Genomic DNA, 16,912 nt, shown 5'->3' with positions numbered 1-16,912 from the left:
ATAGTGGATCGATCAAGGATGTCCTATGGGTAATTGGAATTACATAGAGAACGTACCCATAACCTCTTTAAGTTCGTTGTGCAGAACAGCCGCTGGAACGGACGTATAGTCCGTCTTGGTCACGAATTTGGCTTGATCCACTTCGCCGGGGGTAACTGAAATGGCATCCAAGCGCATACGCATGCCGTATTGCACCATGTCATAGCGTAATAATACCCCCTTGATCTCTGCGAATGGGCTGAACCAGTTAGGATTGGTCATTTTGATCTGATCCGTGTACCAGAGTTCGATCTCTCGTTCATCGACCTTGTCGAAAATGGCCACCGCTCGCTTGCATGAGTATCCGGCTATGGTATCGATGTCCTGTGTATAGATGATCGTCGGCTTGTTGCTTTCCGTGTTGAACAGTGAAAAGTCCAATGGTACCAGATGTGCAACCATCTTGTTGCTCATAAGACTTAAATGATAATCCATCGACTCCTGTTCATTGTCGGTGATCATGGACGTTCTGAAAATTCCCATTCCAGCGTTGACCTCCTGAACTTGCTTGTTATCACTGAATGTTAGCGTGGTGTGTTCGGGAAGCATTCCGGCCATTATCCCTGATGGGTCATAATCCGGAAAGCTCAACTCATACTCGATCACGCCTTCCGCAATACGGGACTGAAGAAGACCAGTGCTACAGCTATTGCAAACCAATAAAGCAGAGATCGCGATAGCATAGTGGTTTAGGTTCTTGGTCATCTTCGTGAATTCAAGTACAGTCCATCGTTGTACGCTTGTATACCAGTGGGAGTTACATCACAGCTCACGGCCTACCTTTGTGGAGCCCACAAACAGGCAAGTGAATGGAATTAAGATTGATCGAGGCCGCTTCGGAGATCGGTGCGGGTAAGCGTGGAGCAAGTATGGGTATGGCGGCACTGCGCGTTGCGGCGTGGAAGCTTGGTAGCGAGCTGTTCGGACATGCCGAAGAGACGATATTGCGAGATGAGAACGATGTGTTATATGAGGATGATGACAACCCAAGTGCACACCACATCGATGGATTGATCCGCTTCGAAAGCGACTTGGCGTATGAAGTGTTCAAGTATTTGAGGAACAGTGTTTTTCCTATCATTATAGGAGGTGACCATTCAATCTCCATCGGTTCGGTTTCCGGAACGAAAATGGCTTTCCCGGATAAGCGGCTCGGAGTGATCTGGATCGACGCACATGCCGATCTACATACGCCGTGGACCACACCAAGTGGCAATGTGCATGGTATGCCGTTGGCGCTACTGATGCAGATCGAGAAGAAGGGGAAGAATAATCCCTTGGTCTATACTATGGATATTTGGGACCGCCTGCGCAAGATCGGTGTGAATGGACCTAAAATGCAGCCTTCGGATCTCGTTATCATTGCTTTACGTGATTACGAGCCAGAAGAACGTGCCATTATTGAAGAACATGGGATCAAGGTGATCACGGTGGCAGAGCTACGTAAGGTAGGCGCTAAGGCCGTTGTTCAGGAAACCTTGGCTCACTTGACTTTGTGCGATAAGATCCACGTGAGTTTTGATGTGGATTGTTTGGATCCTTCCATTTCCATTGGTACCGGGACTCCGGTTCCCGATGGACTTATGGCCAACGAAGCGTCTGAACTACTCCAAGGTTTTTGTAAGGACCCGAAGACGGTGACGTTGGATGTGGTGGAGATCAACCCCGCACTTGGTCAAGCCAATGATATGGCTGAGGCTACCTTGGGGATCCTGGAGCCTCTGTTCCCGATCCTTAGGACACGTCCTTGACCGATTGAATTATGACCGCCAAGAACGTGATCCTTATCCGTCCAACGGGCTTTGATTTTGACCCAGAAACATCCGCCAGTAATGGTTTTCAGCGATCCGAGCCCCTCGTGGATGTTCAGAAGAAAGCCGCAGAGGAGTTCGATGGGTTATTGGAGCGGTTACGTCAATGCGGGATCGGCTTCACAGTATTGGATCCCAAAGATCCTAAAGCCCCGAATGCAGTTTTTCCGAACAATTGGTTCAGCACCCACGAGGATGGAAAAGTAGTGCTCTACCCAATGCTTACTGGATCACGTAGAGTTGAACGTGATCCGGATATGGAGCGTGTTCTTGGATCTGAAGGCTTCACAACGTCCGGTACGGAAGACCTGAGTGCTTGGGAGCACAATGGCCGGATCCTGGAAGGGACCGGGTCCATGGTCCTTGATCGCGCAAGAAAATTGGCATTCGCTTGTCTTTCACCGCGCACCACCGAGAGTGCTTTGAAAAGCTGGTGTAATTCATTCGGTTATACACTCATTGCATTTACCGCAACGGTGACCGGCCACATGGATGCGGAACCGGTTTACCACACCAATGTAATGATGTCGATCGGTGAAAAGTATGCTACCGTTTGTTTTGATGCCATGCCGTTTCCTGCGGAGCGACAGGAGGTGGATGAAGAGCTGCGCAAAGCAGGTAAGCAGGTGATAACATTTACTGTGGAACAAATGAATCACTTCGTTGGCAATATGCTGGAATTACGAGGTTCAAAGGCCATTACGAAGGGGGCAGCGGACCTTGGGGATATGGTGAATGGATATCCCTATATTTTCCTTAGTGAAACAGCATTCAATGCCCTGAGGCCGGAACAGCGGATCGCCTTGGAGAAATACGCTCAATTGATCCCGGTTCCAGTATCAACGATCGAAACGATAGGAGGGGGGAGTGTACGCTGCATGATCGCCGAGAATTTTCTGACCCCGAAAACGATCATCGGCAAAACTGATTGACACGTGTTTACGATCGAACCCTTTATTTTATAGCTTTCATTCAGACCATGTTCCAAGACCGGCTCCAAGCAATACTCGTACCCGCATTGCAACAGGCGTTCAAGCAGTTGTTCGAACATGACCTTGATGCAAAGGCAATTGGTTTTCAAGCCACACGACCAGAGTTCGAAGGTGATGTTACCATAAACGTTTTCCCATTCCTGAAGATCAGCGGCAAAGGACCTGAACCTACAGCACAAACGATAGGTGACTACCTGCATACGCATGTTCTCGAAGTGGATCGGTTCAATGTGGTCAAAGGGTTCCTGAACCTGGTGATCGCGGACTCCTATTGGACCCGATTTTTGACGGAAGTTGGGGAGAAGGACCTCTTGCAATTTCCCGCAACCGGTAAAAAGGTGATGGTGGAATATGCTTCGCCGAACACGAACAAACCGTTGCACTTAGGACATTTACGAAACATTTTTCTTGGCTTCAGCGTGAGCCGGATCCTAGAAGCAGCAGGTAATGAAGTGGTGCGTGTGCAAGTGATCAACGATCGCGGGATCCACATCTGCAAAAGCATGGTTGCATGGCAGAAATACGGTAACGGCGAAACACCAGAAAGTGCCGGTATAAAAGGCGATAAATTGGTCGGGAAATACTACGTGGAGTTCGATCGGCAAATGAAAAAGCAGATCGAGGAACTTATTGACAAGGGTGCAACAAAGGAAGCTGCGGAAAAGGAAGCACCGATCTTGCTGGAAGCACAGGACATGCTCCGCAAATGGGAGGCCAATGACGCGGAAGTGCGTGCATTGTGGGAGAAAATGAACGGTTGGGTCTATGATGGGTTCAATGCAACGTATGATCGGATGGGTGTAACGTTCGATAAGCTCTACTACGAAAGCAATACCTATGTCCTTGGTAAGAACGACGTGCTGGATGGACTTAAAAAAGGCGTGTTCTACGAAAAGGATGGAGCTATCTGGGTGGACAACACACCTGAAGGGCTAGATGAAAAAGTGTTACTACGTGGCGATGGCACCAGTGTCTACATGACACAGGATATCGGTACGGCCATCAAGCGGTTCGAGGAGTTCCCGGGATTATCCCAGATGATCTATACCGTAGGGAACGAACAGGACTACCATTTCAAAGTGTTGTTCATCATCCTGAAAAAGCTAGGGTTTGATTGGGCAGATGAACTTCACCATTTGAGTTATGGCATGGTTGATCTACCGACCGGCAAAATGAAAAGCCGTGAAGGCACTGTGGTAGATGCGGACGACCTGATGGAAGAAGTCGTGCAGGAAGCACGCACGCAAGGTGAGGAGCTCAGCAAACTCGATGAATTCAGCGAGCAGGAACGTAGTGATCTTTATGAAATGATCGGACTGGCAGCGCTGAAATATTATTTACTCAAGGTAGACCCGAAGAAACGTATGCTCTTTGACCCTACGGCTAGCATCGATCTGCAAGGACACACCGGGCCGTTCATTCAATATACGTATGCTCGGATCAGTTCGCTTTTGCGCAAAGCAGGAACTTTTGATCATAACTTTTATCCTGCACTATTGCTTGCAGAAGAACGAGTTGTTCTTAAACTATTGCATCATTTTCCCTCGGTGCTGAACGAAGCTGCTGCAAGGCTGGATACCTCGGCAATTGCTAACCATGCGTACGAGTTGGTGAAAGCCTACAACAGCTTCTATCAATCCCTTCCTGTATTAAAGGAAGAAGATGCCACTAAACGAGAATTCCGTTTGGCTTTAAGCGGTACCGTGGCGCGTGTTATTCAGCGTGCCATGTGGCTTCTCGGCATTGAAGTTCCTGAGCGGATGTGACCTGATCGGGTACATTGTTCTGTCAGTCTCGATAATACTTTTTGGCCTAATAGACAAAAATAATGGTCGGAAGCTCTGTGTCTCTTATTGGGCTTAGGTTTGATGCGAATCAAAGGTTATGATTAAAAAATCTGCTTTCATTGTGGAGGCAAACAGGTACAGAAATACGGACATGTGAAGGGAGTTCAGCGCTATCTCTGTCATGTCTGTGGTAAGCAATTTTTGGGTGGTGTCCGGCGGCATCCAAAAGAGTTATGGGATGCATATCATTAGGGCAAACAGACCTATGTCCAATTAGCCAACACTTATGGTTGTAGCGTTCGTACCGTTCAGCGTTGCTTGGATCGGCATAAGCCTATTTCACTGCCCATAGAGACGCCCGAGAAAGTAGTTCTATTGATGGACACTACCTACTTCGGCAGAGGTTATGGAGTAATGTTGTTCAGGGATGCTCGCACGAGACGGAACTTGTATTGGATTTACGTTAAGCATGAGACCAACCAGCTTTATGCCGACGGCATTGTGCATTTAAAGGGGCTTGGTATAACCGTGCTGGCCGTGGTCTGTGATGGACGCAGGGGGCTATTTGGACTTTGTGGAGATGTGCCGGTGCAGATGTGCCAGTTCCACCAAATTGCAATCATTACCCGATACCTAACTCGCAGACCTAAACTACCGGCAGCTCAGGAATTGAGGGACCTGATTAAGATCCTGACCCGAACTGATAAAGAGAGCTTTACTGGTGGTTTGGAACAATGGTATGCAAAATGGGCTGTATTCCTGAATGAGCGTACCATAAACCAGAACACCGGAAAGTCACACTATACTCACAAGCGATTGCGAAGTGCATACCTGAGCCTGAAACGCAACCTGTATTGGTTGTTTACTTGGTATGACCATCCGGAGGTCAACATTCCAAACACGACCAATTCAATAGATGGACACTTCGCCCATTTGAAGACTTCTTTGCGCAACCACAATGGACTTTCAACTACACGGAAACGCAAGTTCATCAATGAGTTTTTAAGGCATGCCGGCCTCTAAATGGAAACGGCAGGCCAGTTAATGACCCACCGTTCAACCATTCATTTATCTCCCATCGGATGTATCCCTGACGAGTTGCTCTCCAGCAGAGCTCGTTTCCGTTTCACCCAACAATGTCAAAGTTCACAAGTCCTATCATTCCTTCGACAAAGTCTCGAAAATAAAGACCATCATTTTTGTCCATTAGAGAGCAACGTCTCAAAAAAACCATTCTTTTTGTCCATTACTCCTACTTTTTCAGATCCCGAAAATCGTGCCTCTGAACACTAGAATTTCGGACACGGTACGATCTTGTAATTCCGCTCCTTTCTGCGTTTCGGCCATTCGTAGATCAAGCTGATCTCGTGGGCGCCTCCACTCTTCAATCCCAATTTGCTTACGGTGATGTCATAGCTGTAGGTGAACCGGAGCTTGTTGTCGGTCTGCACACCGATCATCATGATCACCGCATCGCTGTTCCCATAGCCTTGCTTATACGCTTTTGCAATGGGAAGACCACGGTACCAAAGCCCAAAACTGAGCCGTTGATGATCGATGTAACCGCCAACATCAAGCTGGTCCCATTTGCCCTGTGCTTTATAGATCGTTGCTAAGGTGAAACGTGTTTCGCTTCGGCTTAAGATACGGTCGTCCAAGGCAATTCGATAGCCGCCGTGGAAGGTGAAACGCATCGGTAGGTTCGCGTTACCACCGGTCAACAGACTCTGGTTCGGAGTGTTCAAATGGTTGATGCTTACCCCGGCCCACAATGCGTCGCTATAATAAACCACGCCACCTGCAAGATCCATGTAACTGATATTCTCGATGATGTTGCTCTCCACGGATGTTGATGCATCATCGCGGATAACTTGATCGGCAAAGAGGAATTCGTCCCTGCTGATGCCTCGCATGGTATAGCCCCCACGTACACCGAAGCGTAAGGCTCTCTTGCGGTTGATCCGTGCTTCGTAGCTATACGAAAGTGCCAGCAAGGTGAATTTCAATCCTTGGTTACCGGTCTGGTCGTGCAGGACATAACCTCCGAAACCACTGCTCAGCGCAGCATTGCGATGGTCATAGGCAACCGAATACGATTTGTAGCCGGGCTGTACACCGGGCCACTGCAGCCTGAAATTCATTGCGATGCGATCCTGATACGTGTTACCGGTCAATGCCGGATTCAAGTATTGCGGTGAAGCATAGAACTGCGAGAATTGTGGATCCTGTCCAAAGGCATTCATCCACCCACTGATAAGCAGGAGCCAGAAAAGAAGGAAACGTAAGCTCTTCATCGGATCAATGTCAGATCACTCAGTTTTTTGATCTCCTTTCCGTCAAGGAACTTATACCAGGTCTGTACGACGTACATATCCTGCGGGCACATTTCACCGCGGTAGAATCCGTCCCAACCGATCTTCAGATCGTCACTTTCAAAGATCAATTCACCCCAGCGATTGAAAACACGCATGTTGAATTCATCCACGAAACGCACAAAGGGATAGAACACATCATTGCTCAGATCACCGGTTACCCATTGACCGCCGGCACTACCGTTCGGATTCGGGGTAAATGCTGTCGGGATCACGATATCGTACACGGGAGTGATATGTATCGTATGATCCGCAATGGAAGTACACCCATTTTGATCTTCAACGAACAACTCTACTTGGAAGTAACCCGGCTCTCCATAGTTGTGTGCTGGAGATGCTTGTTCTGATGTCCCTCCGTCGCCAAAGGTCCAAGCATAGTCTGTTATGGTACCGGCGCTTTGATCCGTGAATTGGATCAGCGCATTGTCAAAGTCCACTTCCCATGATGATGCCGTAAATGCGGCTGTTGGTGGTGCGTGCATGATCACCTGCCCATATGCCGGGCTGGTTGCAGTGCATCCCAGCGGTGTGGTAACGGTAAGACTGACCTGATACGTGCCCGGAGGGTAGTTCACAGCTGGTGAGACTTGGTTGGAAGTACTGCCATTGCCAAGATCCCAGAGTACCGTTACGTTGCCTAATTGAAGGTTAGGGAAGTGCGTGGTATACGGTGCACAGGCCTCTGCGATAATCGGAGGTAGCTCTACGTTTGGTGGTGTTTCGATCTGTAGTGAGACCGACCCCGACAACGTATTCCCACATTGATCGGTAACCACCACATGTTGAACGCTATTCTCAGTAATTGGTACGGTAAATGGTCCTGCACTATTGGTTCCAAGCTCAGTCCATGAAAGGACATAACTACCGGGGTAATTTGAAAGCGCAGCTCCTATCGACCCCGTGCCTCCTGAACAGACCGTGGTATCGCCATACGTTGTTAATGTGGCAGTGCTGAGGTCGAGTACCGAGACCGGCAGTGTTACGGTTGGTCCGCTGCAACCAGCTTGATCAGTAACAGTCACCGAAATGGTTTGTGATATGCTGAATGCCACATTGATCGTGTCATTATAGCCAAGTCCATTCCAGTTATAGGATAGATCGCCCGTTCCGCCACTTGCTTGAGCTATAAGCTGAACAATTGAATTGACGCAAACGGTATTCGGTACTTGGGCAGTTAGAATGATCGGTGGTGGTTCCGCGATGGTTATGCTGCTTTGCGCCGTACAACCATTGCCATCTGTTACGATTACACCAAAGTTGCCGGTCATCAGACCTGTGATCGTGTTCGACGTTGCGCCGGTACTCCATAGCGTTGAATAGGGTGGTGTTCCTCCTGAGATCGTAACTGTTGCTGAACCGTTGCTACCTCCCGGGCAAGTCACGTTAACGCTGTTGATCAACGGGATAGTTAGTGTCGTAGGCTCCGTGATCGTGGCGGAGAACGAGCTATCACAGCCGAGTTGATCGGTGATAAGAACGGTATAGGTCCCAGCAGCAAGTCCAGTTGCGATCGCAGCGGTCTGTTGCGCTGCATCGTTCCACTGATACGTAAGCCCAGGTAGTGTAGGTGTTACTGCGATCGTGCCGTTGCTTACAGCATTGCAAAGTGCCGCTGAGGAGGTCAATTGTGTATTTAGGTAACTATTGCTTAGTGCAATATGGATCGTATCCACATCCGGAGGACACGAAATATTTCCTGTAGTGGTCAGGTACAGATCCACACCTCCTGCGATCACATCGTTATTGGATGGTGCGTAGGATGCGGTCATTCCCGATCCATTAATGATCCCTGTTCCGCCACTCCAGAAACCACCAGTAGCGTTGATCACGGATCCAGTTAGTTGAATTGGTGGCGCTCCCATGCATCCGATCAGGTCCGGTCCTGCATTCGCAGCATTCGGGGATCCAGTCGCGGTCACATCCACTTGGGCTGTCACAGGTGTGCAGTTATTCGCATCAGAAACAGATACCGTGTGCGTGCCCACTCCGGCAACGGTCGTTACAGTGGTTGCGCCTGTGCTCCAGAGGTACGTATAAGGTGGCGTTCCGCCACTCGGAGTTACTGTTGCCGATCCATTTCCTGCACCTGTACAGGTTACTGCAGTTGAGGAAATGTTCGCAATGGCCAAGGCAGCGGGCTGCGATAGTGTGATGGACATCTGTGTGCTACAACCGTAAGTATCCGTTACTGATACCGTGTAATCACCCATCGCCAAACCGGTTGCCGTAGCCGTGGTCTGTTGTTGCGGATCATTCCATGCATAGATGAAACCAGCATTGTTCGGTGAGAAGCTGGCTGTTCCACCGGTACCACCGTAGCAAAGCGTATTTGTACCAGAGATGGATTGTGAAGCGAAACTGTTCGGTAGGCTTATCGTTACCATATCCGAACCAGGAGGACAGGTACTATTGCCGGTGGTGGTTAAAGTGAGTTGAACTGAACCGGCTGCGATCTCCTGAGGTGTAGGTTGATATTGCGCCGTACCCCATGGCCCAGTGATAGTTCCAGCTCCACCGGACCATGTTCCGCCGGTAGCGTTCACCACGCTTCCACTGAGCTGCACAGGTAGCTCATCTGTGCATCCAATTAGATCAGGGCCTGCATTGGCCGAATTCGGGAGTCCGATGGTCCCAATAGTTCCAGTTAGTACGTGGGAAACACAGTTATTTCCATCACTGATCGTAACTGAATAGATTCCAGGACCAGCCGTAATTGAAGACGTTGTGGCGCCATTGCTCCATGAATACGTGTATGGCGGGGAGCCAGTGACAATGCTTGTGGTCGCTGTTCCATCTGCTGTTCCTGTACACGCTTCATCTGTTGTGGTTATCGTCGCTGCCAACCCTGCAAGTACTCTCACTGTATAGACGTAGGTCTGAATGGCTGGAATTGGACAAGCTCCGTCATTCACCGTTACGATGTAAGCGTAGAATCCAGCCGTATTTGCTTGTGCATTCCAACAAACGTGTGCTGTTATAGGATTCGTCCCCGAATATGAGATCGTAGCTCCCGGAAGGTTCTGTTGTAGATTGGTCGTTGCCGTAAGAAGATCTCCCGCATTCGCATCTGTGATCACCATATCATAACAGAAATCGCCCGATTCACAGACCGTTACTGCCCTAGGTCCTGTTAGTATGGCGGTACCAGTCAAGTTTGTGACCAGACCTGTAGCGGCATCCGGTGGAATGTTGGAACACGGGTAAGCCACGAATTGCATATCACGCATGATGGTACCGATCACATTCCCGTTTGCGTCGTATTGGGTAACAAGCACCACTACTACCCAGTTACCGGCAACATTCAACGTAAAATTGATCAGGCCAGTGGCTGGATTCAGCGTAATGCCAGGTATTGGGGCAGTATCTGAATTGCCGGCGGTGTATGGCACGGGTGCGGCATTCAACATGCGTGCTCCGATCAATGAATAGCTCAGTGAGTCGGCTTCAGGGTCGAATGCTCCGTAACTGAAGGATACTGGAAAACCGAGACATACATACGGTATTGCCGTGTTCGTGAACGTCGGCGAATCGTTACACGGAGCAGCAGCACTGTTAAGCACACCTTCTATGTACATTTCCCGAGTTCCGGGATTCGTAAGATTCACAATGGCATTGTTCCGGTATATGTTGGTCCATGTTATGCTCCATGAATCACACGGCGGAAGCGTGATCGTGCCGGTGTACTCGTATTGCTGAATGCCTGGTAACGTGCCGCCACTGCAGGTACTATTTGGTAGTTCTATATTGCAGAGCTGGGATATTTCCACACCGCCCGGGGTCGTTACGGTCAATGTTCGGTTACCGCAAGGACTAGTGAGCTGTAGATTGTAGCTTGGGTCCACGTTGATACCAGCGCAATCCCGGTAAACCACCAACTTGATCCTGAACTGATTTGGCCCTATGCACTCCCAGTAGATCTCACCACCGGACATGTGCGTCGCGCTGGCTCCTGAACCAACCAATAACAAGATCAATGTGAATAGAAGTTTTTTCAAACGGGGACGACATTAGGTAGTCGCTATTCCCGTTCTACGCAGTCCGTCTTCCTATGTTTCGCGAACTACGCGTTATCCGACCAAGTTCATCAATATGAAGGCCAACGCCCGTTTCTTGCCATCGTATTGTAAAGATCTTACCTACGAGAATCCTGGGATCAGGAAGACCCGATCACTATCAATTCCTTCGACCCATATAGATCATGACGTAATACAGCAAAGTGCCAATACTACCGATCGCTGCAACCAAATATGTTCTTGCGGCCCATTTCAAGGCATCGGCGGACATGGCGTACTCGCCTTGATTAACCACGTTGTTGTTCTTCATCCATGCCAGTGCCCGGTTACTTGCGTCGTATTCCACCGGCAGCGTAATAATGCTGAAGAGCGTAGTGAGTGAGAATAGAACGATCCCGACCATCAACAGACCGGTGCCCAAGGAATTGGCAAGGAACAGACCAGCCAAAAGGACCCATTGAACCCATTGCGATGCAAAACTTACTGCTGGTACAAGCTTGCTTCGCATTGCCAACCATTGATACGCTTGTGCATGCTGAACGGCATGCCCGCATTCATGCGCTGCAACTGCTGCTGCTGCTGCATTTCGAGCATTATATACCGCATCACTCAAATTTACTGTACGGTTCGTTGGGTCATAGTGATCGGTAAGTTGACCTTTTACGCTGATCACTTTAACATTCGAGATCCCGTTATCACGTAGCATTTTTTCAGCGATCTCCGCTCCGGACATGTTGTTTCTCAACGGTGTTTTTGAATACCTGGCGAAACGATCACGCAATTGCTTACCGATCAACCAGCTGATCCCCATTATGACCATACCGATCAAATACGCGCCCATCATCGGGTTACCCAACATCTTCGTTCAATTTGGGATCGATCGTTCAAACAGCTTGCCAGTCCAGGTGAAAGCGACAAAAAGACATGGTTACAAAGGCGAATTGAGCACTCACTCTCCGGCGGCATCCGCCTTTTCTATCTCCTTGTCCAGGATCTCCTCCATTTGTTGCCGTGTGCGTTCGTCCACTTTTTCACTGGTCTTCGCCTGTTTTTTCATGAACCGGAACATGGCGTTCTTCTTGATCTCATACGCTACGTGTACAGTGAACTCTTGACTTGTCTGGTCCTGGTACGTCTCCTCACCGATCTTACGAAGATCACCAAGGTCGGTATTCATTACCTCACGGATCAACGATTGGAATTTATCGGCCACATTGGCGGCATCATTATTCTCTGTCTGTGCCAAGTATTGGTCGGTAACGGCACGCATGTTGGTCCCAATTTGACCGGCCAATTGATTCTTTGCGTCCAGATCTGCTTTGCTACGGGCTATGTTCTGTTTCACGCTGGTTCCTTGCCCAGTGCCACGGAACCATGCGCTGTTGCTTTCGAATTTGTTGCCCGAAAAGGGTTGGTTCACTTTTACGCTGCCGGGCGGGACAGCTTTCTTGCTCTTACAAGCAACAAGACCAGATCCGATCAACGCGAATGATATGGCTGCAATAGCAGCAGTTCTTAGAATATTCATGGGGAATGGATGATGGGGTAGTGGTGGTTTTTCAAATGTGCGGATACAGCTCTCGGGCATGCAAAGAAAACACCGTGCCACGTCGGTCTTTCAAACTATTTCCCATGGAATATATTGGAAGCTCGAAATGTTCGATGCATCTTTCGGTCAAATTTTCCCATCATGAGAGCATTAAAGACCATTCTGATCATCCTATTGGCCGTTGCAGCGTTGATCGTTGTACTCGGCCTCATCGGTCCAAAGACCACTGTGGTAGAGCGTTCTACTGTAATTGCGGCGCCCGTCGAGAGTGTATACCCGCACATATCGTCGTTAAAAGAATCGTTTAAGTGGAGTCCTTGGAGAGATGCGGACAAAGACCAGAAAACGACTTTTAGTGGTACGGATGGTACTGTTGGTTCGATCCAGGAATGGGTCGGTGACACTGTTGGTACAGGTTCGCAAGAGATCATTGAACTGGAATCGAATAAGCACGTTGGATCGACGTTGAAATTCATTGAACCATTTGAATCACAGGCGAAGGTGGACCTGGATCTGGCTACGGAGGGTGATGGTTCCAAGGTGACATGGAAGATGACAACTCAGAATAATTTCATGGCTCGCGTAATGAACGTTTTCATGAATATGGATGAAATGATAGGTCCTGATTTCGAGAACGGTCTTACGAAATTGAAAGTAATGTCCGAAGCGGAGCATGCAGCGGTAGCGGCTGAACTTGCAGCGAAAACCTTCAGAGGATACGTTATTGAGACCATAGACCGCCCTGAGATGACCTATGTTGGTAAACGTGCTGTCACCAGGTTCGCTGATATACAACGATTCATTGGATCCACATACGGAGCGGTTGGGGCTGCTTTGGGAAAAGCGCAAGTGCCCATGTCCGGTTCGCCATCAGCATTGTATTTCAGCTATGACGAAAAAGGAATGAGCGCGGATATGATGCCTGCATTCCCTGTTAAAGCCGCTTCAGATATAGCGCTTGCTGGATATACGACCTATACAACTCCTGCATCCAAAGCGCTACATATCCCTTACATGGGGGCGTATGATAGATCTGGCGAAGCACACTACGCGATGGATGAAATGATCAAGGCAAACGGATTGACCCAGTATGGTGCCGTGATCGAGGAATATGTGACCGACCCAATGTCTGAGAAAGATACCGCCAAATGGCTGACCAATATCTATTACCTTGTGAAGTAGAACTTACGAGCAATCTTCACCTGAAGCCCTGGACCAGAAATGTCCGGGGCTTTTGTTGTTGAATGGGTTAATACTTCTTGTTGCTTTTTATCAGAGGTATGAGCGTTCGTTCTCATCTTCGTACACTAATTGAATGATTCTTTCATACGCGCCATACCGGTTACAATTCAAACATCCTTTTGGAACAGCTCACGGCATTCGAACCGGTACCGATGCCGTATTCGTCCGTTTAGAAGAAAATGGTCATGTCGGTTACGGTGAAGCTACCTTACCACCTTATTTGAATGATACACTAATATCTGTTGTTCAGGAGTTTATATCAATTGAATTAAATGATTTGTTTAATAAATTAGGAGAAGACCTACCACATCGAAACGAGACTTTTCCTCTAAGTCTAAGCAGACCTTGCAGAGCAGCTCTATCTACAGCATACTATGACCTGAAAAGCAAGCAGTTGAATGTCATTGCTGGATCTTTGGTTGAAACAAAAGGATTATCAACTACAAATGGATCAGCAATGGTAACCTTAGGATATTCCGATCTTGGTGATATTGAGTTGAAATTGAGCCAATTACCAATTTCTACCATTCTGAAAGTTAAATTGGGTTCAATTCGGGATCCAGTTACGATAAGAAGGGTTATTGATTTGGATAACAGGAAGTTATTCTTGGATGCCAATCAAGGTTGGCAGGATGTGGACCAGGTGCTGGACCTGATCGAGTTGGCCGGTGAGGATCGAATTGCCGGAATTGAACAACCCTTCGGTAAGGACCGATGGGACCTTCATGCTGAACTAAGTAAGCTCACAAGGGTTCCGGTATTCGGTGATGAAAGTATTCAAGGGTTGCATGATCTGGAAAGAGCACGTGATGTGTTCAGTGGAGTCAATATCAAGCTCATGAAATGTGGCGGTATTGATCGGGCTGCAGAGATCATGATCAGAGCTAGGGAATTGGATCTACTTGTTATGCTCGGTTGCATGTCCGAGAGTTCGTTGGGCTGTGGCGCAATGGCACAACTTGCACCTTATTCAGATCTCGTGGATCTGGATGGACCATGGTTGATCAGCAATGATCCGTTCACTGGATTGGTCATGGATGGGATTAGTATGAAATGCCTAGGAACGACTGGCTTAGGTGTTGATCTGATCGAACCGGCTTGTTTGATCTGGTCCAGTCTTGGCGCATAATTTATATTATGTTAAGTTATATTGGGTTGGAAACCAATCAACTGCCCTTTCAATCAGTATCATGGCTAGTCAAGAGATGCATCTAGCTCAGATTGAACTCCAATGGATATGCTTACCCCCTGTGTTGTGCTCAACTGATCCGTTTCACCGTTCCTGTTCCGATCATTTCCCTTAATGATCATAGGTCCGGTCCGAATTTTCAGTGGTAAAGATCCAAACGGCGTTGGCATTGTAACATATCGTTTTGTCTTGAGTTCGGCATCGTAAACGATCGTTAATTTCATAAGCCGGGCTACCCTTGATTTTACCTTTAGCACTTATCCATTTCCATCATGCGTAACGTGTTCCTCGTATCCGCAACTGCTATCATATTGCTGATCGGCACCATTGGTTATTTCCATCCAAATGTCCTTTGGTTGTTCATCATTGTAGGGCCACTGTATCTGTTGGGCCTATATGATTGCATACAACCACGACATGCTATTCTGCGAAACTTCCCGGTCATCGGGCATTTACGTTACATGTTAGAGGCAATATCCCCCGAAATTCAGCAGTATTTCATAGAATTGAATACCGAGGGCAAACCCTTTAGCCGTAAACAACGGGAATTGGCCTACCGGCGTGGAAAAAATGTGGACGATACGACCCCTTTTGGCACCCAACTGGAGTTGAATACCGATGATTATGAAGGGCTCCGGCATTCTATTTTTCCGGCTCATGTAATGAAAGAAGCACCACGTGTGCACATTGGTGGTGAGGCATGTAAACTCCCCTACAACGCTTCTTTATTCAATATCTCTGCCATGAGCTTTGGGTCTCTGAGTTCAAACGCGATCCTCGCATTGAACTCCGGAGCCAAAAAAGGCGGTTTCTATCACAATACGGGCGAAGGCGGCTTAAGCCCCTATCACCTGGAACCAGGCGGCGATGTGTGTTGGCAGATCGGTACCGGATATTTTGGCTGCCGCACAAAGGACGGCAAATTCGATCCTCAGCTTTTCGCAACAAAGTCTGCACATGTGCAGGTGCGCATGATCGAACTTAAGTTATCGCAAGGGGCAAAACCCGGACATGGCGGGGTTCTTCCAGCGATAAAGAATACGCCCGAGATCGCCGCGATACGTCATATTGAACCACATACCATGGTGCTGTCGCCACCGGGGCATAGCGCCTTCAATTCAGCACAAGGTCTGTTGGAATTCGTGGATACGTTGCGTACTCTTTCCGGTGGGAAACCCGTTGGGTTCAAGCTATGTATTGGCCGTACCGAGGAGTTCGTAGACATTTGTAAAGCCATGGCGAATGGTGCACCGATCCCCGATTTCATTACGGTGGATGGTGCTGAAGGTGGTACAGGGGCCGCACCGCTGGAATTCAATGATAGCGTGGGTATGCCATTAGTGCCGGCGTTGATCTTCGTACACACTACACTACTTCAATACAAGGTGCGTAGTAAGGTAAAGGTTATTGCGAGTGGTAAGGTGCTTAGCGCTGCCAGTTTGCTTAAAATGCTCGGATTAGGTGCCGACATATGCAACTCCGCAAGAGGTTTCTTGTTCTCATTAGGATGTATTCAAGCATTACGATGCAATACCAACGCTTGCCCTACAGGAATAACAACGCAGGATAAAATGCTCGTAAAAGGGTTGGTGGTATCCGATAAAAGCGAACGAGTATATCACTTCCACCGGAATACGTTGCGTGGTGTAATGGAATTGCTGGCAGCATGTGGTAAGCACTCGATCGATGAGATCGGGATGGATATGTTCATGCGTGGCGACGAATTCACTACACTTCAAAACAAGTACTTCCCAAATAGTTTGGATACCGATCGCTGGTGTGACCTGGTGCCAAGTAATGCGCCAGAGGAAGTGCGGGCAACCGTGTGATCTCTGCACGAAGCATCGCACATTCAACGAAGGGATCTGGATGATCGCGAAAGCTCAGGATCACGACCCTCCCGCAATTCTTAGGCAGA

12 protein-coding genes are annotated in these 16,912 nt (G+C 48.4%); 7 read left to right on the top strand and 5 right to left on the bottom strand.

From position 1 onward, the window contains the following. Window positions 1–39: 39 nt before the first annotated feature. A complete protein-coding gene (locus tag IPF95_14545; GenBank protein MBK6475906.1) occupies window positions 40–744 on the bottom strand; it encodes a hypothetical protein in 705 nt (234 codons plus the stop codon). 104 nt (window positions 745–848) lie between these two features. Here IPF95_14545 and rocF point away from each other — a divergent pair, with 104 nt between their 5' ends. The 4 genes from rocF (at window position 849) to IPF95_14525 (ending at window position 5,652) form a co-directional block, all read left to right on the top strand. Then, entirely contained in the window at window positions 849–1,790 is a 942-nt protein-coding gene (rocF, locus tag IPF95_14540; protein MBK6475905.1) for an arginase, read from the top strand. A gap of 11 nt (window positions 1,791–1,801) precedes the next feature. Continuing rightward, window positions 1,802–2,782, top strand: a complete 981-nt coding sequence (locus IPF95_14535; GenBank protein MBK6475904.1) for an amidinotransferase — start codon at window positions 1,802–1,804, stop codon at window positions 2,780–2,782. A 47-nt stretch (window positions 2,783–2,829) separates the two neighbouring features. Further along, a complete protein-coding gene (locus IPF95_14530) occupies window positions 2,830–4,608 on the top strand; it encodes an arginine--tRNA ligase (protein ID MBK6475903.1) in 1,779 nt (592 codons plus the stop codon). 339 nt (window positions 4,609–4,947) lie between these two features. Next, entirely contained in the window at window positions 4,948–5,652 is a 705-nt protein-coding gene (locus tag IPF95_14525) for a hypothetical protein (GenBank protein MBK6475902.1), read from the top strand. Window positions 5,653–5,918: 266 nt separating this feature from the next. Here IPF95_14525 and IPF95_14520 read toward each other — a convergent pair whose 3' ends face one another. The 4 genes from IPF95_14520 to IPF95_14505 all read right to left on the bottom strand — a co-directional run bounded on the left by IPF95_14520 (window position 5,919) and on the right by IPF95_14505 (window position 12,542). Continuing rightward, the gene (locus IPF95_14520; GenBank protein ID MBK6475901.1) at window positions 5,919–6,923 is read right to left on the bottom strand and encodes a type IX secretion system membrane protein PorP/SprF; all 1,005 of its coding nucleotides are present in this window, start codon (window positions 6,921–6,923) and stop codon (window positions 5,919–5,921) included. Next, entirely contained in the window at window positions 6,920–10,975 is a 4,056-nt protein-coding gene (locus IPF95_14515; GenBank protein ID MBK6475900.1) for a PKD domain-containing protein, read from the bottom strand. Before IPF95_14515 ends, IPF95_14520 begins: the two co-directional genes overlap by 4 nt. A 199-nt stretch (window positions 10,976–11,174) precedes the next feature. Next, the gene (locus IPF95_14510; GenBank protein ID MBK6475899.1) at window positions 11,175–11,858 is read right to left on the bottom strand and encodes a zinc metallopeptidase; all 684 of its coding nucleotides are present in this window, start codon (window positions 11,856–11,858) and stop codon (window positions 11,175–11,177) included. Window positions 11,859–11,963: 105 nt separating this feature from the next. Continuing rightward, entirely contained in the window at window positions 11,964–12,542 is a 579-nt protein-coding gene (locus IPF95_14505) for a hypothetical protein (GenBank protein ID MBK6475898.1), read from the bottom strand. A gap of 162 nt (window positions 12,543–12,704) precedes the next feature. Between IPF95_14505 and IPF95_14500 the strand changes: the two genes are divergently transcribed. The 3 genes from IPF95_14500 (at window position 12,705) to IPF95_14490 (ending at window position 16,823) form a co-directional block, all read left to right on the top strand. Further along, a complete protein-coding gene (locus IPF95_14500; GenBank protein ID MBK6475897.1) occupies window positions 12,705–13,745 on the top strand; it encodes an SRPBCC family protein in 1,041 nt (346 codons plus the stop codon). Between the two features lie 517 nt (window positions 13,746–14,262). After that, the gene (locus IPF95_14495; GenBank protein MBK6475896.1) at window positions 14,263–14,934 is read left to right on the top strand and encodes a hypothetical protein; all 672 of its coding nucleotides are present in this window, start codon (window positions 14,263–14,265) and stop codon (window positions 14,932–14,934) included. A 332-nt stretch (window positions 14,935–15,266) separates the two neighbouring features. Then, the gene (locus IPF95_14490) at window positions 15,267–16,823 is read left to right on the top strand and encodes an FMN-binding glutamate synthase family protein (GenBank protein MBK6475895.1); all 1,557 of its coding nucleotides are present in this window, start codon (window positions 15,267–15,269) and stop codon (window positions 16,821–16,823) included. Window positions 16,824–16,912 lie beyond the last annotated feature (89 nt).

It is taken from the genome of Flavobacteriales bacterium (assembly GCA_016704485.1).
Lineage (GTDB): Bacteria > Bacteroidota > Bacteroidia > Flavobacteriales_F > PHOS-HE28 > PHOS-HE28.
Note: the sequence above shows the minus strand (reverse complement) of the source record. Positions and strands in the feature narration are given on the sequence as shown.